This window comes from Micromonospora sp. NPDC003241, assembly GCF_053589795.1.
In genome coordinates, this window is record NZ_JBSFSO010000007.1 from 150122 (window position 1) to 175331 (window position 25210).

Below are 25210 nucleotides of genomic sequence, written 5' to 3' on the forward strand. Positions count from 1 at the left end.
CAGGGGACCCCTCCTTACACGCCCAGGCGGGTGAGGCGGGCGCGGGTGTGGATCCAGCGCACGGTCGCGTCGCGCCGCCACCGGCGTACGGCGTTGCGGTCCTGCCGCAGCGATCGGTACTCGACGCCGGCCCGCAGGGCGCCCTCGCGCAGGCGCAGCAGGGCCGGATGGGGTGGTGCGGCGGCCCCGGCGGCGTCGACGGGGTAACCCAGTTCGGCCATCACCGGCCCGGCGGCGGCCTCCACCAGGCCGACCTCGGCGGGGGCCAGTCGGCTGCGCCAGGTGCCGACGCTGCTGGTGGTCACCGGTCGGCCGGCGTTGCGCCAGGACTCCGAGAGGCCGGCCAGGGCCCGGGCCGTCGGAGTGCGGTCGTGGGCGAAGAGCGCGGGTTCCGGCGACTCCCCCAGCCAGGCGCAGAGCTGCGTGATCATGTCCTGGGGCTGCCGCACCAGGTCCTCGTAGCGCAGCAGGTGGACCGTGTCGGGGCCGTGTCGGGCCAGCGCGTCGGCGGCCGAGGTCTGCTGCCGGGCCCAGAGCTGCCCGGTGAGGTAGGGGTGGCAGTGCCCGAACACCGCGCGGCGGGCGGAGGCGGCCACGTCCCGGGGGTCACGGACCAGCCAGACGAACCGGGCCGCCGGGTACTCGGCCAGCACGTCGGCGACGTGGTCGACCATGAAGGTGCTCTTGCAGCCCCAGCGGGCCTTCCCCTCCGCCTCGCGGTACTGCTCGTAGAGTTCGGCGACCACTCCGAAGAGGGTGGGACTCGCCCGGGCCACCGCCAGGTCGGGGTCGACGCGGTGCAGCCACGGGGAGATGTGCCGGTCGAGCAGGAGGCAGGCGTCGTGGACGAGCCGTCGCCGGTTGCCCTCGTCGGTGAGGTCGCCGTAGCAGTCGGCCACCGGGGCCAGGTAGCGCATGAAGTGCGGCGGGTGCGGGACGGCGATGCGGGAGTGTGCGTTCAGCACCAGGCGGAGCAGGTTCGAGCCGGAGCGTTCGGTGCCGATGATGAGTACCGGGCTCCGGGTGCGGCCGCTCCGCCCGGTGCCGTCCGTGGTCACGCCGCGCCGGCGGTGACCAGTCCTCCGGTCACCTTCTTCGCGCCGCAGGCCATCAGGCTGCTTCCGGCGGCGGCGACCTCCGGCGAGGCCACCTGGTCCAGGGTGTACCGCTCCGAGCCGGGCACCAGCGGCGCGCCGGCGGAACTGGCCTCGGCCCGCCAGCCCGAGCCGGCGTACGAGGTGGAGCGGGTCAGCCCGTCGTCGGGGTTGGGGTGGAAGTGCGTGAAGTTCTCGGGCCAGTGCTGGAAGTCCATCACCGGGCCGGGCTGGTAGGCGTCGTAGACGCGCTTGTAGGCGTCGCGGCAGGCCTGCTCGGAGAGCCCGCTGACGTTGAGGAACTCGTCCTCGTGCAGGGCCTGCTCGATGGAGAGCCAGTTGACGTGGTCCAGTTCGCTGCGCATCAGGCCGGACTGGAGCGCCTGCTGGTAGACGGTGGTGCCCGGCATCGCGGAGAGGTACTTGACCCGGGTCACGTGGTTGTACGTCTCGGCGAACTCGACCATGTGGTTGAGCGACTCCTCGCTCTCGTTGGGCAGGCCGACGATGAGCAGGGCACCGAACCGTACGCCGCCGTCGAACGTGGTCCGCATGGCCCGGACGGTGATGTTCTCCGAGTTGCCCTTGCGGGCCTCGCGCAGCACCTCGGAGCCGAGGGACTCGACGCCGTAGAGGATGATGTCGGCGCCGGCGTCGCGCATCGCGTCGATCCTGGGCTTGTCCATGTCGGCGCACCGGGTCAGGCAGGTCCAGCGCAGGTCGTGGTCCTTGATGACGTCGCAGATCTCGATGGTCTGGCGGCGGTGGGAGCTGAACGTGAGGTCGACGAAGAAGCTGAACTCGATGCCGTAGCGGCTCTTGAGCCAGGCCAGGTCGGCGTCCATCTTCTCGGGTGACTTGGCGCGTACCTGGGGTGTGGTCCGGTAGCAGAAGGAGCAGTCCATCTTGCAGCCACGGCTGTAGGAGGAGATGATCTGCGGCTGGAGGCCCATCGGGCTCTGCGCCTGCGGCCACAGTTCCAGGCGCATCCGGGGCAGCGCGTCGAGGTCCATCATCTGTCCGCGCGGCGGGGTGCGCTTCACGACCCCCTCCGGGCTGCGATAGAGGATGCCGCGGGTGGTGGGCAGGTCCTGTGCCCAGCGGCCGGCGGCGTAGCTCTCCATCAGGTCGAGGATGGTGATCTCACCCTCGCTGATCACCGCGATGTCGCAGGCGGTGTGCTCCATGAACAGGTTGGGCACCGAGGTGACCAGCGAACCGCCGCAGATGATGGGGATCTCGGGTGCGTTGTCCCGGACCATGGCCATCAGCTCGTTGCAGAACGGGAAGTTGTCCTCGAAGGTGCAGATGCCCAGGACGTCGGTCTGGCCGATGATCTGGTCGTAGGCGGCCTGGAGAGGGTTCGGGGTGTACCGGACGTCGACGATGCGCACCGGGTAGCCGGCGTTGTGCAGGACGGTGGAGATGTAGGAGGCCCCCTCGTAGGGGGACGTCAGGAAGAACTCCCAACCACGCGGCATGGTGAACGGTGACGGGCCGACGACCAGGGTGAACCGGGGCAGGGTGGGGTCGGTGGGTACCGGCGTCTTGTCCTGCTCCCGCATCTGTTCCTGGTAGCGGTGGTCGACGGAGTCGGTGGCGTTGGCGTACAGCTCGGGAGCGAGGGAAAGGACACGAGGCATGACTGGAGACCTTCCTGTCGTCGCCGCCGGGCCGTCCGGTCGGGACGCCCGGCGATTGAGCACGATTATATCGAGCTTTGTCGATCTAGAGGGGTCTCGTCGTCTCCGGGGCCGGACTCACCGGCCACCGGATAGACACTCGGGTCGTCGAGGGGAACCTTCAGCCACGAGATCATCTGACGCACCTGGTGGTACGCGGCCAGCCGACGGGCGTCGTCGTCCGCGGCCTCCGCCTCGGCGATCGGCTTCCACAGTCGCCGCACCATGACCGGGCCGATCTCCAACAGCCCTTCGCTGCCGCCGGTCGCCCAGCGGGCCAGCACGTAGCGGGCCAGGACGCCGACCGGGATGCCCAGGTTGCGCGACATCCCGCGCAGGGTCACCAGCGGGTCCAGCATGCCGTACCGCATCACCTCGTCGCGGAAGTTGGCGTGCGGGTCGTCCTCCGGCCAGGTGGCGTGCCAGCGTTCCAGGCGGACGAGCGGCTCCTCGGCCGGTTCCCCGCCGACGTTGCGCTCCGACGCTGATGTGGTCATCTCGCCTCCCACGTCGCTGCTTCCGTGCTCAGTCCGCCCCGGGCGGGGCGCCCGTCAGTCCGCCCGGTGCAGGATGCCCGTCATACAGCCCAGTGCCCCGGCGGCACGGACGTGCTGGTCGACGCCGACCTCGGTCACGGTCACGCCGACGCCCTCCAGACGGCGGCGGATGCCCGGCGCGCCGGTCGGCATCAGGACCCGCCGGGGACCCAGCGCCACCAGGTTCATCCCCCGTCGCCGCAGCAGCTCGTCGTCCGGCGCGAACTCCACCAGCCGCACGTCCCGGGAGCGCAGCAGCGCCCGCAGCTCGTCGGTCGCGGCGGCGGCGTGCACCGCCGCCAACCGCTCGTCGAGGAAGGTCACCGCGCCGAGGAGGTGCTGGACACCCGGACCGAGCCGGACGGTGACCACCTGCACGCCCTGAGCCGCCAGCACACGGCGCAGACACTCCGCCCCGGCAGCGCTCGTCCGGAAACCCACCCCGACCATCACCGTGTCGCGGTCCAGCCACAGCGCGTCCGCGCCCTCCAAGGTGGCGGTGCCCGCCACGGTGGCCAGCACCGGGTATCCGGCGGCGGCGAGCGCGGCGGCGGCGTACCGCTCCTCGCCGGCCCGTTGCGCGGCGGCCGTGCGGCCCACCACCACGCCCGCCGGGGTGGCGACGAACAGGTCACGGGTGAAGACGAAGTTCGGTGGCGTGTCCGCCGCCGGGCGGGCCAGCACCACCTGCACGCCCGCGTCCGTGAACGCGGCGGCGACCGCCTCGGTCTCCGCGCGCATGACGTCGAGGTCCACCGGCGCGGTCATCAGCGCGGCGGCCGGATCGGTGATCCGCGCCAAACTCTCCGGTGGCCAGCCGAGCAGCACCGCCCGCAGCGGCGCGGACTCCGACCGGTAGCCGCAGCGGGCCCAGAGCCGGCCGTCCGCCACCTCCTGCTCGTGGCTGGTCGGCCGGGGCGACCAGCCGGCACCGCCGAGAGTGCTGGGGCGCGGCGGCGCCGTGGTCTCAGATCCAGGATTCGTCGTCGTCATATCCGAGCTCCTCGGCCAGTCCCCGTTCCGGTCCCCCGATCGCGGCGCGCACCAGCTCCGCCCGCTGGCGCCAGCGGCCGGGCTGCGGCGGCGCGGTGGCGACCACCGGGTCCCGCAGTCCGTCGGCCGCGATCGCGCGCAGCGGTCCGTCCATCGGCACCCCGAGCCAGTCGGTGATCCGGGTCAGCACGCCCGCCCGGCTCTGCGGTGTACGCACCAGGTCCTCGAACCGCACCCGCAGGTAGGGCAGGCGCAGCGCGGCGGCGTCGTCGAGGATCGCCCGGTGGCAGGAGCGCCACTGCAGGGCGCAGACGTCCGGCAGGGGCGCCCGGGTGTAGTCCTGCCAGCCCTGCGGCAGGTCGAACTTCCACCACCAGCGGTCCTCGGGCCGGTCCCGCCCGTAGCCGGTGATGTTCAGCGGCCGGTCCATCCGGTGGGCGTGGAAGCCGTGATAGAGCCAGCCGTCGTACAGGCCGTTGATGGATCCGGCCGGGTTGCGGGTCAGGTGCAGCACGCGCATCCGGGCGTTCGGGAACAGTGCGCGGAGGAAGCCCAGGCGGTAGGCGTTGCTCGGAGTCTTGATCACCAGTGGACGGGTGGCGAGGTCGTGTGCGGTGGCGTAGCGCCAACCGACGGTGAGCACGAAGGGCGGCTCCTCCACCAGCAGTTCGCCGGGCGCGCCCCGGACGTCCTGCCGCCACGGCGGTCCGGCGAGGTGCGGTGGCATGTCGTAGTAGCCGGTGCGCACGGGCACGCCGCGCACGGCGAGCGCGGCGTGCAGCCGGGCGTGGAACCGGGCCGCGTGCGACAGGCAGGCGGGATCGAAGTCGGGCTGCGACGACAGCTCGACCAGCACCCGGCGGGCCGTGTCGAGCCAGTCGGCCAGGTCGATCTCCAGGGTCGGCCACTGGATGGTGAACCGCCAGGCCGCGTCCAGGAGGAACTGTTCCGGCGAGACCGTCGGGTCCGGTCGGCCGACGTCCAGCGACAGCTCCTCGTCGAAGACCCGGCGGCGCGCGGGCGACAGGGCGGCCAGGTGCGCGGCGTCGAGCTGGTCGGAGCCGGTCCCGCTGGCCGGCGGCACCAGGCCGGCCAGCCGCAGGTACGGGTTGAACTCCGCACGCAGGTGCAGCAGCGCGGGCGTGCGGCGCAGCATCTCGGCGAGCATGCTGGAGCCACTGCGGGAGCTGGAGGCCAGCACCACCAGGTCCCGCACCCGGCCGGTGAAGTCCCGCACCACGGGGCGCCGCAGCCGGCGCAGCTCGGTCAGCCGGTCCGCCAGGTGGGCGTTACCGGCGAGCCCGGGCGCGGTGCCGGTCAACACACCGGTTTCCGTACCGAGTACACGCACCAGCGCCACTGGTCGCGTACCGATCCGTCGGCGGCGACCTCGAACGGGTGCACCGCCCGCACCTGGGCCGGGGCGTCGTAGAACAGGCGGTAGATCTCCTGGCGGGCCGCGGGGGTCGTCTCGTGGGTGTCGATCCACTTGTCGATCGACTCCCAGAGCAGGTACTCCTCCATCGCCAGGTCGGTGAAGCCGGCGCCCAGCAGGAGCCGCCGGAAGTCGGGCTCACGGAACATCTGGAACAGCAACGGCTGCTTCTTCTTGAAGATCCGGAACATCCAGTACGCGTCCTCGTCGGCGTACGGGACGATCTGACCGACGATGAACTGCCCGCCCGGTTTGAGGACCCGGAAGACCTCCGACACCGGCTTCTCCGGGTTCGGCAGCAGGTGCAGGACCTCGCGGTTGACGACGAGGTCGAAGCTGGCGTCCGGGAAGGGCAGGTCGTAGACGGTGCCCTGGTGGACCTTGTCGAGCCGGGTGGAGGCGAGCGCCACCATCTCCGGGGTGATGTCCAGGCCGATCATCTCGCCGACGCGGCCCCGGAAGGCGTTGCCGACCACTCCGCTGCCGCAGCAGACGTCCAGCATCCGGGCGTCGGGGGCGACGTCGCACAGCGCCGCGTGCTGGGCCAACAGTCCCTCGTCGGTGAGCCAGGAGCAGGAGTCGTGCCAGTTGCGGGAGCGGATGCCGAACTGACGTTGGTAGACGGCGTAGTCGACCTCGATGCGGCGGCGTCGGACCTGTGCGGTGCGGCTGGCCAGCCGGGCGGCGAGGCGGGCGCGGGCGGAGTCGAGCGTCCGTTTGACCAGCCGCTGCCCCAGGTCTTCGTCGAGCGCCAACTGTCGGGTCAGCTCGGCCGACACGGCGGCGCGGACGAAGCCGGCGACCTCGCTGCTCTGCAACCGCTTCTTGGTCTGTCCGTCGAAGCGGGGGCTGCGCATCCGGACCGCCACGACCGCGGCCAGCCCTTCCAGGATGTCGACCGTGGTGATCCGTTCTCCCGCGGTCGGGTCGAGCAGGCCGCGGCTGGTCGCGTACTCGTTGATCACCTCGGCCAGCGCGGTGCGCAACCCGTCCACGTGGGTGCCGTGGTGGTCGGTCCGGACGGTGTTGACGAAGCTCTGGATGTCCTCGGTGTAGCCCTCGGTCCAGCAGAAGGCGGCGTCGAGCGCCAGGTCGTCGGTCTCGTGCCGGACGGCCAGCGGGTCCGGGTGCACCCACACCGCGTCGCGGTGCCGGTGCCGCAGGAACCCGCCCACCCCGGACTGGTAGCTGAGCCGGACGTCCTCCCCGGTGCGCTCGTCGCGCAGCCGCAGGGTCAGCGCCGGGTGCAGGAAGGCGACCTCCTCCAGCCGGCTGCGGATCAGGGCGGCGGAGAACTGTGCGGTCTCCAGGACCGTCTCGTCGGGGAGGAAACGGATCCGGGTGCCGGTACGGTCCGACGCGCCGACCCGTGCGAGGTCGCCGATCGGCGCGCCTCGCGCGTAGGTCTGCCGGTGGTGGGCGCCGTCGCGCCAGACGTCCAGCTCCAGCCGCTCGGACAGGGCGTTGACGCAGGAGAGGCCGACGCCGTGCAACCCAGCCGAGGTGCGGTAGGAACCGGCCTCGAACTTGCCGCCGGAGTGCAGGGTGGTCAGCAGCACCTCGGCCGCCGGGCGCTGGTGCTCCGGGTGCGGGTCGACGGGGATGCCCCGGCCGTCGTCGCCGACCGAGCAGGAGCCGTCGCGGTGCAGGACGACCTCGACGTCGCGGCAGTGTCCCGCCTCCGCCTCGTCGACCGCGTTGTCGACCAGCTCGCTGACCAGGTGGTGCCAGCCGGCCACACCGACCGAGCCGATGTACATCGACGGGTGTCGGCGTACTCCGTCGAGGCCGGAGAGGACCCTGATCGTGCTGGCGTCGTACCTGGTGTCGGCGGGTGCCGGGGCGGCCTGCGTGGACTCCATCGGCTGGCTCACTTCCTGATCGGCGGTCTGCGGGCCGGTGGTCATCCGGCGACCGGCTCGCCGAGCGGCCCGGCCGGTACGCCGCGCAGCGCCTCGTGGGCGGCGCTCAGCTTGGCCAGGTGCGCGTGCTTGAGGGCGCGCAGGGTTTCCAGCCAGCTCGCGACGTCTGCCAGTCCCTCCTCGTGCGCCTGCTGGACCAGCGCGGGGTAGCGGGCGGTCGCGGCCTCCATCTCGCTGCTCAGCGCCGCGGCGAGGTTGAGGTCGGTGTCGCCCAGCGGCCGCCCGGTGGCCGGGTCGGCCACGGCCTGCAGGAAGTCGAGATGCCCGTGCGCCACACAGGCCGCGCTCTCGGCGAGTTCGGTGAACAGCCGGGCGGAGTCGAGTGAGCCCTCGATCTCGGACACCTGGGCGAAGTACTGGAAACGCAGGACGGTCGATGCTTCCGCGACGAACGCCGCGCGGATCTCGTCGAACAATTCCTCGGTGAGCGCACTCATTATGCCGTTCCACTCCCCCGAATGATTGTGAGCATTTGCCGACCGGAGCGGAAAACGCCGGAGTCGGTATCGGGATTCAATTGGCCGAAAGGGTGCGGGAGCGGCGCCCCCGAATCGTCGTCTAACGTTGACCAGGCACATCACTGCCCGGCTCACCAGGCCCGGTGGTCAGAACTATAGACGCGTCGACCATCACCCGTCTAGAGTCCAACGTCAATGTCAGTGAGCCTTCGGCAGGGTCGCTCGGAAGCCTTGCGGGGGTTCCTCATCGCCGCCGCGCGCTACCGCACAGCGGTCCCGTGCCGGCGCGGCCGGTCCCGAATTGTGGAAACGACAGGGGGAGCAGTGACAATTAGCGATCAGGACGTCGTCGACCACTTCACCGCACGGGCGCAGGGCTACGACCGCTCCAGCGCCTGGTGCACGGACACCGAACTCGGCCGCCTGGTTCTCGACCTGACCACGCCCGGGCCGGAGCACGAGGTGCTCGACGTGGCCTGCGGCACCGGACTGGTCTCCCGGCTGTTCAGCGGCCGGGTGGCGCGACTCGTCGGCGTCGACGTGACCGCGGCCATGGCGGAGCAGGCCCGGCCGTCGCTGGACGACCTCGTCCTCGCCCCCGCCGAGGACCTGCCCTTCCCCGACGACTCCTTCGACATCACGGTCTGCCGGCAGGGCATCCAGTTCATGGAGCTGCCGGCCGCGGTGGCCGAGATGGCCCGGGTGACCCGACCCGGCGGCCGGGTCGTCCTGATCAACCTCTGCGCCTACGGCACCGCCGACCGTGACGAGTACTTCGAGATCCTGCGGTTGCGCAACCCGGTGCGTCGACACTTCTTCCTGCCGGGCGACCTCGCGGACCTGCTGCGCGAGGCGGGCTGCGTGGAGGTGGAGACCCGCGGGTACGTCTCGGTCGAGGACGTCGACGTCTGGTCGGACAACGGCGCCATCGACGAGGACGCCAGGGAGGCGATCCGCCGGGTGTACCGGTCCATGTCGCCGGAGTTCCGTCGGCTGCACGCGGTGGAGCAGACCGACGGGCGGATCATCGACCGGATGCTCTTCGAGATCGCGGCGGGGCGTCCCGCCGGGGACTGACGCGCGGGCGGTCCCCGGCCGACGAGGGGCGCTGCCCCGTCGGCCGGGGACCGCGTGCGCTCAGTCCACCACCGGTGCGACGGCGGGCGGCGCGACCGTCGGGGACACCAGCGGGACGGGGTGGAACTCGTCCGGGTCGGTCGTCAGGTCGTACCAGTCGACGGCGCCGCCCTCCACGGGCTGCCAGATCGTCTTGCTGCGGCCGTCGGTGCGGACCGACGCCAGCGCCCGCAACTCGCGGTACTCGCTGGCCTCGCGCTTCTCCTGGGGGAAGTAGGTCTCCGAGTACGCGGGCCGGGAGGTGCCGGTCAGGTCCCGGAAGAACGACACCATGGACTCGCCGTCGGTGGGGGTCGCCGGCAGTCCCAGCAGGTCCAGCACGGTGGGCATGATGTCGACCAGTCGCACCTGCTCGTGGAACTCCCGGCCGGTCGGCACCCCCGGCCCGGAGAAGATCATCGGCACGTGCTGGGTGGCGTCGTGCAGCAGGCAGCCATGCCCCTCCTCGTACGGGTGCCCCCGCTCCCCCGCGTGGTCGTTGGAGTACCAACCACCGAGGTCCTCGCCGTGGTCGGAGAAGCAGACGACGAGCATCGAGTCGATGTCGTGCCCGGCGGCGGCCAGCCGGTCGAGCAGCACCCCGAGGTAGTGGTCGCTGTAGGCGACCTCGCCCTCGTAGGGGTTGTCGACGGCCACGCCGACGTCCTCCGGCGGCTCGTACGGCCAGTGCGCGTCGAAGAAGTGGGCGAACAGGAAGAACGGGCTGTTCTGTTCGGCCAGCCAGTCGCCGGCCCGCTCGGCGACCATCGGCGCCCGCTTGAGGGCCAGCCCGCGCAGCTTCACGTCGCCCACCGCGAGGGGGTCCCGCCCGTCGGGCAGCAACGGGATCTCGTCGTCATAGAAGTCGAAGCCGCGGTCGATGCCGTACCACTTGTTGAGACCGGGACAGGAGACCACGGCGCCGGTCCGGTAGCCGACCTCGCGCAGTCGCTCGGCCAGTGTGGGCACGTCGGCGCGGAGTTGCTCACGGAACAGGTGACGGATGCCGTGGTTCGGTGGTTGCAGCCCGGTGAAGACCGTGGCATGGCTGACCGGAGTCAGCGGACAGGACGACACGGCCTGGCGGAACGTGACACCCCTGCGGCGGAGCCCCTCCACGCCGGGGAACCTCCCGGAATACGCGACGTCGGCGCGGACGGTGTCGAGCGAGACGAAAAGGACACTGGGCCGGTCCACGAGAACCCCCTCGCTGGCTACGGGCAGTCTGGGGATCGTAGCTGATCGATGCATGCATTGACGACCACGGAAGTGGTCCGCCGTTGACACGTTGACGGTGATCATCGTTGGCGTTATGTTCGTCGCCATCGGCTTAGGGGGGCGTAATGCGGTCGTGCATCCTGATGTGGAAATACCCGCAGATGGTGGTCCTCACGGCCGTCACTGCCGCCCTGTACGCGACGGCGTACATCGCGTTGTCGCCGTTCAGCATCGATCTGGTGCCGGGCGTCCTCAGCTTCTCGATCCGCACCATCTTCCCGATGGTTTTCGGAATCCTGTTCGGTCCGGCCGGGGCATGGGGCCTCGGCATCGGAAACATTGTCGGTGACCTGTTCACGGGCAGTCTCGCACTCGGCTCGGTATTCGGTTTCCTGTCGAACGCCCTGCTCGGATACCTCGGTTTCACCCTCTGGTCCCGCTTCGGTCCCCGTCCGGCGCAGCTCGACGCCGACACCGAGGACGCACCGGCCGGCGACCGGGTCCGCCCGGTGCTGACCTACCTGGCCATCGGTGTCGTCGCGGCGGCGGCGAGCGCGGTCGTGCTGGCCTGGGGCCTCGACCTGCTCGGTTTCGTGCCGTTCCGGGTGGTCGCGGTCACCCTGGCGGCGAACTTCGTGATCGGCAACTGGGTCGGCGGCCTGCTGTACCTCCTCCTGCACAAGCGGGTGCGGGCGATGGGCGTGACCTGGGACGAGATCATGGATCTGGACCAGCCACCGGGCCGAGGGCCGCGCGCGCTGCTGGGCACGGCGCTCGTCGCGGTCGGCGGCATCGCCGGTTGGCTCGTCGGCCTCCAACTCGGCGGTTCCGACCTGCTCACCCCGGTCGTCGGCGTCGCCTTCGTGGCGGTGCTCCTCGGCTCGGCCCTCCTCTGACGGGACGATGTCCCCCTCGTTGACCGCGAAGCACCTGGGCTTCACCTATCGGCGGTCCTCCACCCCGGCGCTGACCGGGGTGGACCTGTGCCTGCCACCCCAGCAGTTCACCGCGTTGCTGGGCGCGGCCGGCGCCGGGAAGTCCACCCTCGCCATGGCGCTGACCGGCCTGATCCCGCGCAGTGTGCGGGGACGCCGGGAGGGCACGGTGCACCTCGACGGCCGGGATCTCGCCGAGCTGACCGCCGCCGAGGTGGCGCAGCACATCGGCATCGTCTTCCAGGACTTCGAGAGTCAGCTCTTCGCCACCAGCGTCGCCCTGGAACTCGCCTTCGGGCTGGAGAACCTCGCGGTCGAGACCACCGAGATGCGCCAGCGGGTCGAGGACTACCTGCGCCTGCTCCGGCTGACCGAGCTGCGCGACCGGGAGCCGGCCACGCTCTCCGGCGGCCAGAAGCAACGGCTGGCACTGGCCGCTGCCCTGGCCCTCGAACCGGAGATCCTGATCCTGGACGAGCCGACCACCGACCTCGACGCGGCCAGCCGCGTCGAGGTGATCCGCGCGGCACGCTGGTGGGGTGGACGGCCGCGCACCCTCGTGCTGGTGGAACACGACACCGAGGCGGTGCTGGGCCCGCCCGGCGGCCCCGGTGCGGACCGGGTGGTGCTGCTGGAGGCGGGTCGGGTGGCGGTGGACGGCTCCGCCGACACCGTCCTGCGGGACCCCGCGCTCCTGCGCCGGCACGGGGTCCGGCCACCACAGGTCGCCGACGTGTGCGACCGGCTCGGGCTGCCCGAGATCGCCCTCACCGTGGCCGAGGCGGTGCCGCTGATCGGCCCGCTGCGTCCCTCGGCGGGGCCCGCCCGGGCGCGCGCGGTGCCCGGACCGGCCGTGGTCAGCGCGCGGCACCTCGACCACGAGTATCCCGACGGTCGGACGCTGGCCCTGCGCGACGTGTCGGTGGAGATCCACGAGGGACAGTTCACCGCCATCATGGGGCGCAACGGGTCCGGCAAGACGACCTTGGCCAAGGTGCTCAGCGGGTTACTCGTGCCCGATGCAGGGCAGGTCGACGTGCTGGGCAGGGATCTGCGGGGGCTGCCCCGGGCCGAGGTGGCCCGCCAGGTGGGGTACGTCTTCCAGAACCCCGACCACCAGCTCTTCTCGGCGACCGTGGCGGACGAGATCGCCTTCGGTCCGCGCAACTTCGGCATCCCGGACGACGAGGTACGCGACCGGGTGGACGCCGCGATGGCCGACGTCGGCCTGACCGAGCTGCGCCGGACCGACCCGTTCCTGTTGCGCAAGGGCGACCGGCAGCGCCTGGCCGTGGCGGCGGTGCTGGCCATGGGTCCTCGGGTGATCGTGCTGGACGAGCCCACCACCGGCCTCGACGAACGGCAGCAGCAGTCGGTCATGCGGTTGTTGCGCCGCCTCAATCGGGCCGACCTGACCGTGGTCATGGTCACCCACCACGCCAACCTCGTCGCCGAGTACGCCGACCGGCTCGTGGTGATGACCGACGGCCGCATCGTCCTCGACGGGCCGCCCGAGGTGGTGTTCCGGCGTCGCGACGTGCTCACCGCCGCCTCGGTGCTACCGCCGCCCGTGGTGGACCTCGCCGACGAGCTACGGGTGGACGCGCTCACGGTCGACGAACTCGCCGCCGCCGTCCGAGTGGGCGGGTGAGACGTGTACCAGAGCCTCTATCTCCACCGGTCGTCACCGGTGCACGCCCTCGATCCACGGGCCAAGCTGCTGGGCCTGCTCGCCCTGGCCGGGCTGCCCTTCGCCTTCAACGATCCCCGCTACGTGGCGGTGGTCGGGTTGATCGTGCTGGGGCTCTCCGCCGTCGCCGGGTGCCTGGGCAACCTGCGCCGCTTCCGCAACGTGTACCTGCTGGTGTTCGTGGTGAACGTCGTCCTGTGGCAGTTCACCATCGACGGCACCACCACGCTGTTCACGATGGGCCCGGTCACCGTCACCCGGGAGGCGCTGCTGTACGGCATCGCCGCGGCGCTGCGCTTCGTCGTCGTGCTGATGGTCGGGACCCTCTTCGTCTCCTGCACCAGCACCGAGGACGTCACCGTCGGGCTGGTGCACCTGCGGCTGCCGTACACCGTGGCGTTCGTGGTCTCCACCACGCTGCGCCTGGTGCCGGCGTTCGTGACCGCGACCGGCACGGTGATCGAGGCGCAGACGGCGCGGGGCTTCGTGGCGGACAGCCGCAATCCGGTACGCCGGGTCCGCCAGCTCCTGCCCGTGGTGGTGCCGTTGATCGTCTATGCGCTGCGACACGGGTCGATGATGTCGCTGGCGATGGAGGCCCGGGGGTTCACCGTGCGGGGCAGCCGGACCAGCTACCGCACTCCGGTGATGACCGCTCGGGACGTCGCCGTGCTGGGCGGGCTGGCGATCATCCTGGTCGGTGCGATACACCTTCGACTGTCCGGGTACGGCGTGGTGCTGCCCGGACGGCTGTGACGCCGGGGCGGGACCGTGGTGCCGCCGTAGTGCCGGCCGGGAGGGAGCACGATGACGCCTCGCCTGATCGCCACCGACGTGGACGGGACCCTGCTGCGCCCGGACGAGACGGTCTCCGCCCGCACCGGTCGTACGCTCGCCGCCGTGGCCCGCTCGGGCACGCCGTTGGCACTGGTCACCGGCCGTCCGCCGCGCTGGCTGCGTCCGGTGCTGGCCCAGACGGCGCACCGTGGGCCGGTGGTCTGCGCGAACGGGGCGATGCTCTACGACGTACCGACGCAGCGGGTGTTGCGGTCGTACCCGATGGAGGTGGAGTGCCTGCGGGCGGTCGCCGAGAACATCCGGCGGATCCTGCCGGACGCGGCGTTCGCGGCCGAGTACGGTGACGCGTTCGTCCACGAGCCCGGGTACCGGCCCCGGTGGGACATCGATCTGCCCGAGGTGAGCATCGTCGACCTGACGGTGGTGCTCGCCCGCCCGGCGGTCAAGCTCCTGGTACGCCACGCCGAACTCGGCGCGGACGCGATGTTCGAACTGGTGCGGCCGGCGGTCGGGGACCTCGCGGTGGTGACCCACGGCTCGGGTGACGCCCGGATGGAGATCTCCGCGCTCGGTGTCACCAAGGCCACCGCACTGGCGGCGCTCGCCGAGGAACTCGGCATCGACCGGTCCGAGGTGATCGCCTTCGGTGACATGCCGAACGACCTGCCGATGATGGAGTGGGCGGGGCGGTCGTACGCGGTCGCGAACGCGCATCCCGACGTGCGGGCGGTCGCCGACGAGGTGGTCGGGTCCAACAGCGAGGACGGGGTGGCCGGTGTGCTGGAGCGGTGGTGGCCGGCCGATCCGCCGCCGCGGACGGTCAGTGGTCCGCGTTCCCGGTCCGCCGCCGTAGCCGCGCCAACTCGGCGGGACTGAAGCCGGAGAGCCGGCGGGCGTCGGCGTTGATCGGGTGTTTGTACGGTGCCCCGGCGTCGTTCTCCTCCAGGAGTCGGTACACCCGCTCCTCGGCCTCCTGGACGGCCTCTTCGCTGCCCAGCAGGTGACGCAACCAGCGGTTGCCGTTGGCCACGTGGGTCACCTCGTCGGCGGTGATGTACTCGAACACCATCGCGATGTGGTCCTCGCCGTCGGCCTTGAGCCGGCGGTGGACGTTCTCCGCGCTGTCCAGCGCCGCGCCCTCACCGATCCGCTGTTCGATGATGAGCCGTTCGGCGAGGTCGCGGCCGAGGGCGAACTTGTCCCACACCTCGTACTGCACCGGCTGGTCGCCGGGGCTCAGCCCGCACTCGTGGGCGCGTTGCATGAACAGCTCGAAGTGGCGGGCCTCGTCCCGGATCTGCTTGGCGAGGTCGTAGCGCAGGCCCCACGGCGCCTCGGGGTGGTGGGCCAGGACCGCCGCGCACACCTCGGTCGCGCACAGCTCGATGCGGTACGCCATGTCGTAGAGGATCGTGCCGTAGCGGCCCGGTCCGTCCGGGGGCACCGCCCGGCCCTCGCGCAGGTGGGGTTCGCGTCCGGGTCGTGCCGGGATCACCGCGAGGGGTGGGCAGGGGGTGTCCGCGACGGGTTCGGTCGGCAGCCGGGACAGGACGTCCTGCCGCAGGGTGGGCTCGTAGGGCAGCACGTCGATGCGGTGCAGCACGTCGGTGAGGCAGGCGACGGTGGGCTCGTCGGCGGCGCTCAGCAGTCGGGAGCGATGCGCGAACACCTGGTCCCGCAGGTCGGGGTAGCAGACACCGACCAGAGCCGTCCGTTGTCGCTCCGGGTCGGGTATCCGGGTCAGGCGGTTGAGCAGGCGTATCCGTGCGGTGTCCGGGGTGAGGCCGTCGGAGGTGCTGGTGCGCAGGGTGACGATCCGCTCGTCGATGAGCTGCGCGCTCTGGGCCAACGCCCAGATCTCCCGGGACAGCGCCAGTTTCTGCGCGGTGGCGGGAATCCGGACCAGGACGCTCGCGGCGAGCCCCATGGTCTGCTCCATGGCGTCCCGGATGGTCGCCAGCGCCCGCCGGTTCTGGGTGAGGTCGAGTCCCTGCGGCACGAACTCCGGATCCAAGCGGGAACCTCCCCGAGCGTCCGATCCTGCCGGTCCGGCCGTGGCGGCTACGCGACGCCGTGGGCCGTCCGCATCCCTCTGAGGGCGGATCCTACAGCGCTTTCCGGGGGCCGGGGCAAGAGCACGATATCCATGGCGGTAACTGTCGTGCCGACTTCGGACTTCGTCTACCATCGATCTCTGTCGCGGCGTTTCGGGGAGAGGATGTGACGAGGTGCTCACCGATGAGGAGCGCTTTCTGTTTGACCTGCGGGGCTTCGTGGTCCTCCGCGAGGTGCTCGGTCCGGAGCAACTGGGCGAGGTCAATCGGATCATCGACGGCCAAGAGCTTCCGCCGCCCGGTGACACGTTCGCCGACCAGATCTTCTCCGGCTTCCTGAGTTGGGGGCCGGCCTTCACCGACCTGCTCGACCACGAGCGGGTCTTCCCGATCGTGACCACGCTGCTGCACCGACCCCGACTGGACCGCTACTACGGCATCCGGATGCGGGCCGGCACCACCGGCCTGCCCCTGCACGGCGGGGCGCTCGAGGCCGACGGCCAGTCGGAGTTCTACCACTTCCACCACGGCCGAATGGCCAACGGTGTGATCACGGTCAGCTGGGCGCTGACCGACATGCTGGCCGGTCAGGGCGGCTTCGTGTGCATCCCGGGCAGTCACAAGAGCAACCACCCGCTGCCGAAGTCCTGGGACTACCGGGCCGAGGCGGTGCACCACGTGCCGATGGCCGCCGGTGACGTGCTGGTCTTCAACGGGGCGATGGCGCACGGCACCCATCCCTGGCATGCCGATCACGAACGTCGGTCGGTGATGTTCAAGTACGCGCCGGGGCATCTCGCGTGGAGCAAGGTCTACCTGGATTGGGCGGCCGAGTTGCGGCAGTCCCTAAGTCCCCGTCAGCAGGCGCTGCTGGAGCCGCCGTACTGCTTGCCGCACCACGAGGACCCCACCGACCGCTTCGTGCGCTGACCCTCCGCTGCCGGCGCGCCCGTCGCCGACCCGACGGGCGCACCACCGTCGAGAGGAACGCGATGACCGCACTGCTGCTGTCAGGGCTCGGCCCGGCCTTCATGAACGAGGGGGTGCTGCGCGGCACGCTGTTCGACCCGGACAGCGTGGACCGCCTCCGCACCGACTACTACCCCCACCTGACCCTGGCCGACCTGGGGTTCGAACGCGACGGCCGCCGACACCCGTTGCTGCGTCCGGCGCGCGGGCGGGGATCCAGCTCGCTGCGGATCGACGGGCTCGACGGGATCACCGCCGCGCCCGTGCCGCACCTGACCACGGCCACGTTGGAGTCCATCCTCGACGCCGCCACCACGGACTACGAGGCGTTCGACCTGTCCGGGGTGTGGCAGGGCGACCGGGAGCCGGTCACCCCGTCGTCCCGGGTGCACGTGGTGCTCCTGTCCACCACCTTCATCTGGGACCACCGCTCGATGTCCCGGGCGATCCGGTGGGCCGCGGACCGCTACCCCGGGGTGCCGATCGTGCTGGGCGGCCAGTACAGCAACCTCAAGTACCTGAAGATCATGGCGGCCCACCCGGAGGTCACCTGCGTGGTACGCGGCGACGCGGAGGAGGCGTTGCCGCGGCTGCTGCGGGCCGTCGCGGGCGGCGGCGACTGGCGCGACGTGCCGAACCTGGTGGTACGCACCGACGACGGTCGCATCGCGCACACCGACTTCCGGTACGTGGACATCGAGGCCCACCCCTCGCCCACCATGCGGGGGCGCCGCCCGATCGTGCCGTACGAGTCGATGCGCGGGTGCCCCTTCAGCTGCAAGTTCTGCTCGTTCCCGGCCGCCTCGCCGAAGTGGCGGTACAAGTCGGCGAAGAAGATCGCCACCGACTGGGCCGGATACGCCGAGGTCAACGGAGCCCGACACATCAGGGCGTCCGACTCCACCTTCACCGTGCCACCGACCCGACTGCGGGAACTGTTCGACCTGCTGCCGGAGGTGGGCATCGGGTGGGAGGCGTTCGCCCGGGCCAACGCCATCCGGGACGCCGAGACAGTCGACCGGCTGCTCGCCGCGCACTGCCGGTGGTTGTCGATCGGCTTCGAGTCGATGAGCGACCGGACGCTGACGCTGATGAAGAAGCAGGTGACCGCCGCCGCCAACCGCCGCGCCTTCCAGTTGCTGTCCCGCAGCGACCTGGGTTACCGCTGTTCGTTCATCCTCGGCTATCCCGGGGAGACGCCGGACGACTTCGGCGAGACGGCCACGTTCCTGCGGGACGAGTACGCCGGTCACTTCACGCTGAGCATCTTCTCGCTCCAGGACGAGACGATGCCGGTCTGGGAGGACGCCGAGCAACTCGGCATCGAGGTCGACGACCCGGAGGCGCCGGACTACTCCTGGCGGCACAACGGCATGGACATCCACCAGGCGCGGCAGTTGTGGCGGCAGACGCTGGAGGAGGTGCGGTGGGGCAGCGACACGGCGGTCCACCTGCTCTGGCAGAAGGACTACGAGACGCCGCTGATCCCCTGGCGTGACGCCCGGACCAACTTCCGGCTGGAGAAGCTGGTGGAGCGCCTGGCCATGCTGCCCACGGCCGAGCCGGACCCGCGTCGGGCCCGGCCGAGGATCGCGCGGATCCTCGACGAGTTGGCACGGGAAGGGGTGTCGGCGCACCCGGCCCCGGTGGCGCGCCCGGCCGGGTGAACCGGTCGCGGTGCGCGCCCGCCCGGACCGGTCAGATCGCGTACCCGAGTGACCGGAGCTGGGCGCGGATGTCGACGGTGGCGGGCACCGGCTCCGGGGTGGTTCGGGCCAGCGTGTAGGCGTCCAGTAGTGCTCGCAGGTCGCGGTCGTCGGCGGTGGGATCGACGTGTGGCACCAGGTCGTCGTCGAACCGTTCGACCCAGGCCGTCTGGACCTCGTCGATGCCGGCGTAGGACTTACGGTACCTGCGGGGAACCCGGACGAGGCGGTGCCGGCCCTGATAGGCGGCCTGCCCGACCAGGACGTGGCGCAGTGGGCCCTGGGCCTCGCCAGCCCGCTGCCGTTCCTGGAAGGCGATGAACTCCCCGAGGTCGGAGGTGTACGCCTCGGCAAGGGCTTCCGCGTCGGGAGGTGGGCCACCGGTCCCCCGGGCCGCGTCGGCCAGGCTTCGCCCGTCCAGGGCGTCGTCCGGGTCCGGGCGCAGACCGGCGAGGTCGAGCACGGTGGGCACGATGTCGACGGTGCGGATCCGGTCCCGGTGCAGACCGGCGGCGACACCGTCACCGACCAGGACGACGGGCACCCGCAGCACCGCCTCGGCCATCGAGTTGAAGTGCCCGTTGGTGTGCTCGTCGAACTCCTCGCCGTGGTCGCTGAAGACGACCAGCAGCATGCGCCGACCGGCGGCGGCGACCCGACGGGTGAGCCGGTCGAGGAAGGGCTCCAGTCGGGTGGTCAGGAAGTGCGCGACGCCGTCCAGGTAGAGCCGCATCAGCAGGTCGTACGCGCCGGTCTCGTAGAGGTGCCCGGCGGCCCGTTTGTAGCGGAACAGCAGCTCGGCGTCCTCCGGGTCGCGATGGCTCTCCACGAGCCGGTCGACGAACGCCGGTTTCTCCGCCGGCAGCATCGCCTCCAGTTCGTCGACCTTGTCGCGGAAGGCCTGGCCGCCGAAGCGGAGGTTGTGGAAGCCGTAGGGGATGTGCACGCCGCCGAAGTGGGCCAGCGCGACGCAGCCCTCGGAGGCGGCGACGGCGTCGACGAAGGCGCCGTCGTCCTCGTCGAGATAGACGTCGACGTCCGGGGTGAAGCCGAGCTCGGGGCCGAGGATGATCGGGAAGTCGACCTTCATGATGGTCTGTTTGCCGACCCGCCTGCCGTGGGTGAAGATCGACGGTGCCCGTAGCCGCCCGTTGTAGAACTCGTGCAGGCCGTTGTGCAGGGGGTAGCGGCCGGTGAGCAGCGCGCCGTGCGCGGCGGCGGTGTAGGGGGCCGCGGTGATCGTGTTCGGGAAGAACGCGCCCCGGCCGACGAGGTCGTCGAGGACGGCGGTGGGTGGTGCCGCCAGGTCCGGGAAGCGTCGACGCCAGAGGTTCAACGGGTTGGCGGCGATCGCGTCGCCGCGCAGCGTGTCGATCGAGACGAAGACGATGTGGTCGTACGGCTGCTCGCCCACGGTGCTCCGATCCTTCGGTCCGGCGTGCCGGGACTGGTCGACTGCATCGATCAATTCAACTATTATGATCCCGGTGATCTCGATCTACAACGGTCGGCGAGACCGGTGTCGAGGACCCCGATGCGCGTCCTGGTGACCGGAGCGGCCGGCTTCATCGGCAGCCATCTGGTGGAACGACTGCTCGCCCGTGGCGACGAGGTTCGTGGCATCGACTGCCTCACCTCCGGCTACCCACCCGCGACGAAGCTGGCCAACCTGGCCGCCGTCCGGCACCATCCCCGTTTCGCCCTGGAGACCGTCGACCTCGCCGGTACGCCCACCGCTCCCCTGCTCGACGGGGTGGACGTGGTCTTCCACCTGGCCGGTCAGCCCGGCGTGCGGACCTCCTGGGGCAACGGGTTCGGCGACTACGTGACGCACAACGTGCTCGTCACCCAGCGGGTGCTGGAAGCCGCCGCCGCGACCGACCCGGCCCCCCGCGTCGTGATGGCCTCCAGTTCCTCGGTCTACGGCGAGGGGCACCGATGGCCGACGCCGGAGGACGCACCGGCACGGCCGGTCAGCCCGTACGGCGTCACCAAGCTCGCCGCGGAACACCTGTGCCGGGTCTACGCCGACCTGCGCCGGGTCCCCACCGTGGTGCTGCGGTACTTCACCGTCTACGGGCCCCGGCAACGACCGGACATGGCGTTGCACCGGATGTTCGACGCCCTGGCCACGGGCCGGGAGTTCCCGGTCTACGGCAGCGGCGGGCAACTGCGCGACTTCACCTACGTCGACGACGTGGTGGCCGCGACGCTGGCCGCCGGGACGCGTCCGGTGCCGCCCGGCAGCGTGCTGAACGTGGCCGGCGGGTCGGCACGGTCCCTGACCGACCTGATCGCGCTCGTCGAGGAGGTGACCGGGCGGTCCGTACCGGTGCGGGACGGCGGGGCGCCCCCGGGCGACGTGTCCCGCACCGGCGGGTGCATCGACCGGGCGCGGGAGCTGTTGGGCTGGACGCCCCGGGTCGGGCTGCGCGACGGGGTGCGGGCCCAGGCGGAATGGCACCTGCGTGCTGACTGAGCCGACCGGCGTCATCGCCGACCTGCACGGGCACTCCCGGCTCTCGGACGGCTGGAACCGTCCCGCCGAGCTGGTCACCGTGCAGGCCCGCGCCGGTGTCGAGTTGGTGTCGCTGACCGACCACGACACGCTGACCGGCACCGCCGCCGCAGCGGCCCGGGCCGCCGAACTCGGCGTGTCCTACGTGGTCGGTGTGGAGATCACGGCGGCTCCGGTGCGGCACGACAACCACCTGTTGGCGCACGGCGTACGCGCTGACGACCCCGGCCTGGCCGCGGTGCTGGCCACCAACCGGCGGATCTGGCGACGGGACGCGTTGGCCGCCCGCGCGGCGCTGCGTGAGGCCGGGTTGACGGTGCCGGACAGTGCCGCGTACGACGACGGCGACGCCCTCGTCATGCCGCACAGTGTGGCGCGGGACGTGATCCGGACCGGGCGGGCGACCCACCCGCAGGTTTGGCAGGTCATCGACGACGCGCTGGCGCGACAGCCCGCCGAGGCGTACGCGGGGATGCCGGAGCCGGCGGAGATCGCCGAGGTGGTGCACCACGCGGGCGGACTGCTGGTGTGGGCGCACCCCGGACGGTCCCGCAGCCCGGAGCGGATGCGGGCGGTGCTGCCGCTGCTCGACGGGATCGAGGTGCACACCCCCCGACACGACAGCCACGCCACCGCCGAGTGGGCCGCGCTCTGCGCCGAGACCGGCATTCCCGCCTGCACCGGGCGCGACCACCACGGCTATCCGAGGTACCAGCCGCCGCCGGTGCCGTTGGACGCGCGCTACCTGGAACGGTTGGCGGACCGGATCGTCCGGCCGGACGGTCCGGTCCCGCCGGCGCGGTCAGCCGCTGGTGGCGGCGGGCGACCCGACCAAAGTGGACCGGCGTAGCTTGCCGGTGTCGGTGTGCGGGATCGCCTCCCGGAACTCGTAGGTCAGCGGCATCTTCGCGGTGGAGAGCAGTAGCTGGCAGTGCCGCCGCAGGTCCGCCTTCGCCGGTGGCGCGTCGGCGACCGCCGGGACCACCACCGCGTGCACGGCCTGCCCGAGTACGGCGTGCGGGCGGGCGGCGACGGCCACGTCCGCGACACCGGGATGTTGACGCAGCACCTCCTCCACCTCGGCCGGATAGACCTTCACCCCGCCGACGTTGATCATTTCGGCGCGCCGACCGACGATGTGCAGGTAGCCCTCCTCGTCGAGGAAGCCGGCGTCACCGAGGCTCATGAAGCCGTCCCGCTCCGGCAGGGCCGGCCCGTCGCCGAGGTAGCTGGGCTGGCGGGTGAAGCGGGAGCGCAGGAACACCTCCCCCACCTCGCCCGCTGTCGCGACGCCACCGTCCTCGCGGTACACCCGTACCTCGCAGTCCACCGGTCGCCCGACGCTGCCCGGGTGCCGCAACCACTCGTCACCCCGGATCCACAACGCGCCGATGCGCTCCTGACTGGAGTAGCCCTCGTAGAGGGTCTCCGGCGCAAACACCTCCATCCAGGCGCGCTTGAGCTCCGGCGGGGCGCCCGCCGAACTCTGGTGCACACAGGTCACCGAGGAGACGTCGACCTCGCGCAACGCCGGCACGGCCAGCAGCCGACGCATCAGGCTGGGCACGATGATGAAGTAGTTGACCCGGAATCGCTCGATCAGTTCGGGGATCCGGGCCGGCACCACCTGCGGCACCAGCACCACCGTGTGGCCGAGCGCCAGACCGTGGTAGAGCTTGGTGAACCCCGCGTGGTGCAGCGGGATCATGGCGAGCTGGACCTGCCCGACGTCCAGACCCACCGCCCGGTCGCCGGTCGACGGGAAGTCCTCGGCGGCGTACACCCAGTCGGGTCGGCGCAGGATGATCCGGGGACGTCCGGTGCTGCCGCCGGTGGCGTGTGCGGAGCGTGGGGTGCCGGCGGGGAACGCCGCGCAGTCGACCTGCGGTGCCGTCCACAGCTCCGCCGCCGGCACGGTGGTCACCGCGTCGTGCGGTGCGGTGGCCACGACGACGGCCGGGTGGGCGGTGTCGAGCAGGACGGCGAACTCCCGTTCGGTCGACTCGGGGTCCAGCGGCAGCACGGTGGCGCTCAGCTTCCAGGCGGCCAGGGTGGCCACCACATGGTCCAGGCCCATCGGCAGGCGTACCGCGACGAGTACGCCGGGGCCCACTCCGGCGGCTGCCAGTCGACCGGCCGCCGCGTCGCTGGTCCGGTCCAACTCGCCCCAGGTCAGCGAAGGGGTCCCGACGGCGTCCGGCACGGTGACCGCCGTTCGCTCGGGATGCCGGGCGGCCAACTCCCTGATCCGGTCGCCGATGCGGATCGTCGGGGCCGTCGTTGACAGCTTCTCGGAATGGATCATAAGGTCAATCATATCGAGAACTGTCTTTCGCAAAGACCTCCGAGCCCGGTCCGAGCCGAACCGTCCACGGCCCTGCTGCCGGTCCGCCTCGATGTCAGGGAGTCCTGAATGCGGGTGCAGGAAGCGATCGCCGCCTCGGTCCACCGGCTCGGGGTTCGGCACGTCTTCGGCCTGATGGGTCGGGGCAACATGGGCTTCCTGCTCGACATGGTGCACCGGCACGGGATCGGCTACATCGGCGCGCGGCACGAGACGAACGCGGTCACCATGGCCGACGCGTACGCGCGCAGCACCGGTCGGCTCGGTGTCGCGACGGTCAGTGTCGGTCCGGCGTTCAGCAACGCGCTGACCGGGATCCTGGAGAGCGCGCGGGGCCAGACGCCGCTGTTGCTGTTCGCCGGGGACACCGCCACCACGCACGGGGACTACGGGCAGTTCCTGGCGCAGGCGCCGCTGCTCGACGCGGTCGGGGTCGCCCATCGTCGGCTCGACGCGCCGCACCGGATCGGCCCGGAGATCGCCGAGGCGGCCCGGCGTGCCGTGCACGAGCGTCGGCCGGTGGTGTTGACGGTGCCGCTGGACGTGCAACGCCAGCCGGTCGAGACGTTGGTCGAGCCGGTCGGGCCGCCCGAGCCGGCACCGCACCCGCTCCCGGACGCCGCCGCCCTGGACGCCGCGGTGGAGGTGATCCGGCGTAGCCGTCGACCGGTGCTGGTCGCGGGCCGTGGCGCGCTCGCGCCGCAGGCCCGGGCGGCGCTGATCGAGCTGGCCGAGCGGGTCGGCGCGGTGCTCGGCACGACCCTGCACGCCGACGGGCTGTTCGCCGGTGAGCCGTGGAACGTGGGACTGCTCGGCGCGCACTGCACCGCGTACGCCGCCGAGCTGAGTGCGACGGCGGACACGATCATCGCCTTCGGCACCGGCCTGGACCGGTACACCACCCGGGGCGGGCACCTGTTCCCGCAGGTGCGGGAGATCGTGCACTGCGAACTGGATCCCCGGCGTAGCGCGTCGGCTCCGGTGACCGTCCGGTTGACCGGGGACACCACGGCCACCGCCCGCTCCCTCGCCGCCGAACTGCGGCGCGGCGGACACCGGGCCACCGGGTTCCGGACCGGCCCGTGGGACCCTCCGCCGCCGTCCCCGGCACCCGCGACCGGCGCGCCGGCACCCGGCTTCGTCGACCTCACCGAGTTGCTGTCCACGCTGGACGCCTGGCTGCCGGCGCACCGCTCGGTGGTGCAGGAGAGCAGCCACGCGGCCGGGAACGCGGTGGGTCACCTGCGGGTGGCCGCGCCCCGGGCACGGGTCAGCACGTTCGACTTCGAGTCGATCGGGTTGGGTCTGGCGACCGCCGTCGGCACCGCCGTGGGCCGTCCCGACGCCCCCACGGTCGCCGCCGTCGGTGACGGCGGCGCGCTGATGGCCCTCGGTGAGCTGGAGACGGCGGTCCGCCACCGGTTGCCGATCCTGCTGCTGGTGCTCAACGACAGCGCCTACGGCGCGGAGGCACGGGAGTTGGAGATGCGCGGCCTGCCCATCACCGACGCGCTCTTCCCGACCACCGACTTCGCCGCCGTCGGCCGGGCGTTGGGGGCGGCCGGGACGGTGGTCCGGGACGTCTCCGACCTGGTGGCGATCCGGGACTGGATCGCCCGCCCGGAGGGGCCGTACGTCCTGGACTGTCGGCTCGACCCGACCTTGGTCTCCGGCTGGTTCCAGCTCGCCATCGCCTCGCCCGACGGTTACCTGCGCAAGCCCCGGTGGCAGCCATGACGAGA

General features: G+C 71.6%; 21 protein-coding genes. 10 read left to right on the top strand and 11 right to left on the bottom strand.

Annotation, left to right across the window (positions count from 1 at the left end; genetic code table 11):
* Window positions 1-14: 14 nt before the first annotated feature.
* The 7 genes from ACWDVW_RS08585 to ACWDVW_RS08615 all read right to left on the bottom strand — a co-directional run bounded on the left by ACWDVW_RS08585 (window position 15) and on the right by ACWDVW_RS08615 (window position 8099).
* Window positions 15-1058, bottom strand: coding sequence for a sulfotransferase family protein (locus ACWDVW_RS08585; RefSeq protein WP_449946131.1), 1044 nt, complete (start codon window positions 1056-1058; stop codon window positions 15-17).
* A complete protein-coding gene (locus tag ACWDVW_RS08590; RefSeq protein WP_449946132.1) occupies window positions 1055-2737 on the bottom strand; it encodes a B12-binding domain-containing radical SAM protein in 1683 nt (560 codons plus the stop codon). The genes ACWDVW_RS08585 and ACWDVW_RS08590 overlap by 4 nt, the downstream gene beginning before the upstream one ends.
* 65 nt (window positions 2738-2802) lie before the next feature.
* Entirely contained in the window at window positions 2803-3273 is a 471-nt protein-coding gene (locus tag ACWDVW_RS08595) for a DUF6027 family protein (protein ID WP_350699636.1), read from the bottom strand.
* A 54-nt stretch (window positions 3274-3327) separates the two neighbouring features.
* On the bottom strand, window positions 3328-4305 hold the full coding sequence (locus ACWDVW_RS08600) for a dimethylarginine dimethylaminohydrolase family protein (protein ID WP_449946134.1): 978 nt from the start codon (window positions 4303-4305) through the stop codon (window positions 3328-3330).
* On the bottom strand, window positions 4280-5629 hold the full coding sequence (locus tag ACWDVW_RS08605; protein ID WP_449946136.1) for a sulfotransferase: 1350 nt from the start codon (window positions 5627-5629) through the stop codon (window positions 4280-4282). Before ACWDVW_RS08605 ends, ACWDVW_RS08600 begins: the two co-directional genes overlap by 26 nt.
* Window positions 5623-7647 (bottom strand): methyltransferase domain-containing protein, encoded by a 2025-nt coding sequence (locus ACWDVW_RS08610; protein WP_449946138.1) that lies wholly within the window; start codon window positions 7645-7647, stop codon window positions 5623-5625. Before ACWDVW_RS08610 ends, ACWDVW_RS08605 begins: the two co-directional genes overlap by 7 nt.
* Window positions 7644-8099: a hypothetical protein gene (locus tag ACWDVW_RS08615; protein ID WP_449946140.1), complete on the bottom strand. Its 456-nt coding sequence runs from the start codon at window positions 8097-8099 to the stop codon at window positions 7644-7646. Before ACWDVW_RS08615 ends, ACWDVW_RS08610 begins: the two co-directional genes overlap by 4 nt.
* A gap of 345 nt (window positions 8100-8444) precedes the next feature.
* Here ACWDVW_RS08615 and ACWDVW_RS08620 point away from each other — a divergent pair, with 345 nt between their 5' ends.
* Window positions 8445-9197, top strand: coding sequence for a class I SAM-dependent methyltransferase (locus tag ACWDVW_RS08620; protein ID WP_449946142.1), 753 nt, complete (start codon window positions 8445-8447; stop codon window positions 9195-9197).
* A gap of 60 nt (window positions 9198-9257) precedes the next feature.
* On the opposite strand, the gene ACWDVW_RS08625 is transcribed toward ACWDVW_RS08620, so the two are convergent.
* Entirely contained in the window at window positions 9258-10433 is a 1176-nt protein-coding gene (locus tag ACWDVW_RS08625) for a sulfatase (protein WP_449946144.1), read from the bottom strand.
* A 146-nt stretch (window positions 10434-10579) separates the two neighbouring features.
* On the opposite strand from ACWDVW_RS08625, the gene ACWDVW_RS08630 reads away from it, so the two are divergent.
* Genes ACWDVW_RS08630 through ACWDVW_RS08645 form a run of 4 tightly spaced genes read left to right on the top strand, consistent with a single transcriptional unit; the run spans window position 10580 to window position 14753 of the window.
* Window positions 10580-11350: a QueT transporter family protein gene (locus tag ACWDVW_RS08630; RefSeq protein WP_449946145.1), complete on the top strand. Its 771-nt coding sequence runs from the start codon at window positions 10580-10582 to the stop codon at window positions 11348-11350.
* 19 nt (window positions 11351-11369) lie between these two features.
* Window positions 11370-13040, top strand: a complete 1671-nt coding sequence (locus ACWDVW_RS08635; RefSeq protein ID WP_449946147.1) for an ABC transporter ATP-binding protein — start codon at window positions 11370-11372, stop codon at window positions 13038-13040.
* 3 nt (window positions 13041-13043) lie between these two features.
* A complete protein-coding gene (locus ACWDVW_RS08640; RefSeq protein ID WP_449946149.1) occupies window positions 13044-13835 on the top strand; it encodes an energy-coupling factor transporter transmembrane component T family protein in 792 nt (263 codons plus the stop codon).
* A 51-nt stretch (window positions 13836-13886) separates the two neighbouring features.
* Window positions 13887-14753, top strand: coding sequence for an HAD family hydrolase (locus tag ACWDVW_RS08645; RefSeq protein WP_449946151.1), 867 nt, complete (start codon window positions 13887-13889; stop codon window positions 14751-14753).
* Here the strand turns inward: ACWDVW_RS08645 and ACWDVW_RS08650 are convergent.
* Window positions 14698-15891, bottom strand: a complete 1194-nt coding sequence (locus tag ACWDVW_RS08650) for a DUF455 family protein (protein ID WP_449946152.1) — start codon at window positions 15889-15891, stop codon at window positions 14698-14700. The genes ACWDVW_RS08645 and ACWDVW_RS08650 overlap by 56 nt on opposite strands.
* 214 nt (window positions 15892-16105) lie before the next feature.
* On the opposite strand from ACWDVW_RS08650, the gene ACWDVW_RS08655 reads away from it, so the two are divergent.
* Window positions 16106-16861, top strand: a complete 756-nt coding sequence (locus ACWDVW_RS08655) for a phytanoyl-CoA dioxygenase family protein (RefSeq protein WP_449946154.1) — start codon at window positions 16106-16108, stop codon at window positions 16859-16861.
* Between the two features lie 62 nt (window positions 16862-16923).
* Window positions 16924-18567: a B12-binding domain-containing radical SAM protein gene (locus ACWDVW_RS08660; RefSeq protein WP_449946156.1), complete on the top strand. Its 1644-nt coding sequence runs from the start codon at window positions 16924-16926 to the stop codon at window positions 18565-18567.
* Window positions 18568-18598: 31 nt separating this feature from the next.
* On the opposite strand, the gene ACWDVW_RS08665 is transcribed toward ACWDVW_RS08660, so the two are convergent.
* A complete protein-coding gene (locus ACWDVW_RS08665; RefSeq protein ID WP_449946158.1) occupies window positions 18599-20074 on the bottom strand; it encodes a sulfatase-like hydrolase/transferase in 1476 nt (491 codons plus the stop codon).
* 66 nt (window positions 20075-20140) lie between these two features.
* Between ACWDVW_RS08665 and ACWDVW_RS08670 the strand changes: the two genes are divergently transcribed.
* Entirely contained in the window at window positions 20141-21085 is a 945-nt protein-coding gene (locus tag ACWDVW_RS08670; protein ID WP_449946160.1) for an NAD-dependent epimerase/dehydratase family protein, read from the top strand.
* Window positions 21075-21974, top strand: a complete 900-nt coding sequence (locus ACWDVW_RS08675) for a PHP domain-containing protein (RefSeq protein ID WP_449946161.1) — start codon at window positions 21075-21077, stop codon at window positions 21972-21974. Before ACWDVW_RS08670 ends, ACWDVW_RS08675 begins: the two co-directional genes overlap by 11 nt.
* On the opposite strand, the gene ACWDVW_RS08680 is transcribed toward ACWDVW_RS08675, so the two are convergent.
* On the bottom strand, window positions 21927-23429 hold the full coding sequence (locus ACWDVW_RS08680) for a class I adenylate-forming enzyme family protein (RefSeq protein ID WP_449946163.1): 1503 nt from the start codon (window positions 23427-23429) through the stop codon (window positions 21927-21929). The genes ACWDVW_RS08675 and ACWDVW_RS08680 overlap by 48 nt on opposite strands.
* Before the next feature lie 108 nt (window positions 23430-23537).
* Here ACWDVW_RS08680 and ACWDVW_RS08685 point away from each other — a divergent pair, with 108 nt between their 5' ends.
* Window positions 23538-25205, top strand: a complete 1668-nt coding sequence (locus ACWDVW_RS08685; RefSeq protein WP_449946165.1) for a thiamine pyrophosphate-binding protein — start codon at window positions 23538-23540, stop codon at window positions 25203-25205.
* Window positions 25206-25210 lie beyond the last annotated feature (5 nt).

Coding starts and splice junctions, on each gene's coding strand:
- ACWDVW_RS08630 (WP_449946145.1), top strand. CDS start 10,580: ATGCGGTCGTGCATCCTGATGTGGAAATACCCGCAGATGGTGGTCCTC.
- ACWDVW_RS08645 (WP_449946151.1), top strand. CDS start 13,887: ATGACGCCTCGCCTGATCGCCACCGACGTGGACGGGACCCTGCTGCGC.
- ACWDVW_RS08670 (WP_449946160.1), top strand. CDS start 20,141: ATGCGCGTCCTGGTGACCGGAGCGGCCGGCTTCATCGGCAGCCATCTG.
- ACWDVW_RS08660 (WP_449946156.1), top strand. CDS start 16,924: ATGACCGCACTGCTGCTGTCAGGGCTCGGCCCGGCCTTCATGAACGAG.
- ACWDVW_RS08600 (WP_449946134.1), bottom strand. CDS start 4,305: ATGACGACGACGAATCCTGGATCTGAGACCACGGCGCCGCCGCGCCCC.
- ACWDVW_RS08685 (WP_449946165.1), top strand. CDS start 23,538: ATGCGGGTGCAGGAAGCGATCGCCGCCTCGGTCCACCGGCTCGGGGTT.
- ACWDVW_RS08610 (WP_449946138.1), bottom strand. CDS start 7,647: ATGACCACCGGCCCGCAGACCGCCGATCAGGAAGTGAGCCAGCCGATG.
- ACWDVW_RS08615 (WP_449946140.1), bottom strand. CDS start 8,099: ATGAGTGCGCTCACCGAGGAATTGTTCGACGAGATCCGCGCGGCGTTC.
- ACWDVW_RS08590 (WP_449946132.1), bottom strand. CDS start 2,737: ATGCCTCGTGTCCTTTCCCTCGCTCCCGAGCTGTACGCCAACGCCACC.
- ACWDVW_RS08680 (WP_449946163.1), bottom strand. CDS start 23,429: ATGATCCATTCCGAGAAGCTGTCAACGACGGCCCCGACGATCCGCATC.
- ACWDVW_RS08595 (WP_350699636.1), bottom strand. CDS start 3,273: ATGACCACATCAGCGTCGGAGCGCAACGTCGGCGGGGAACCGGCCGAG.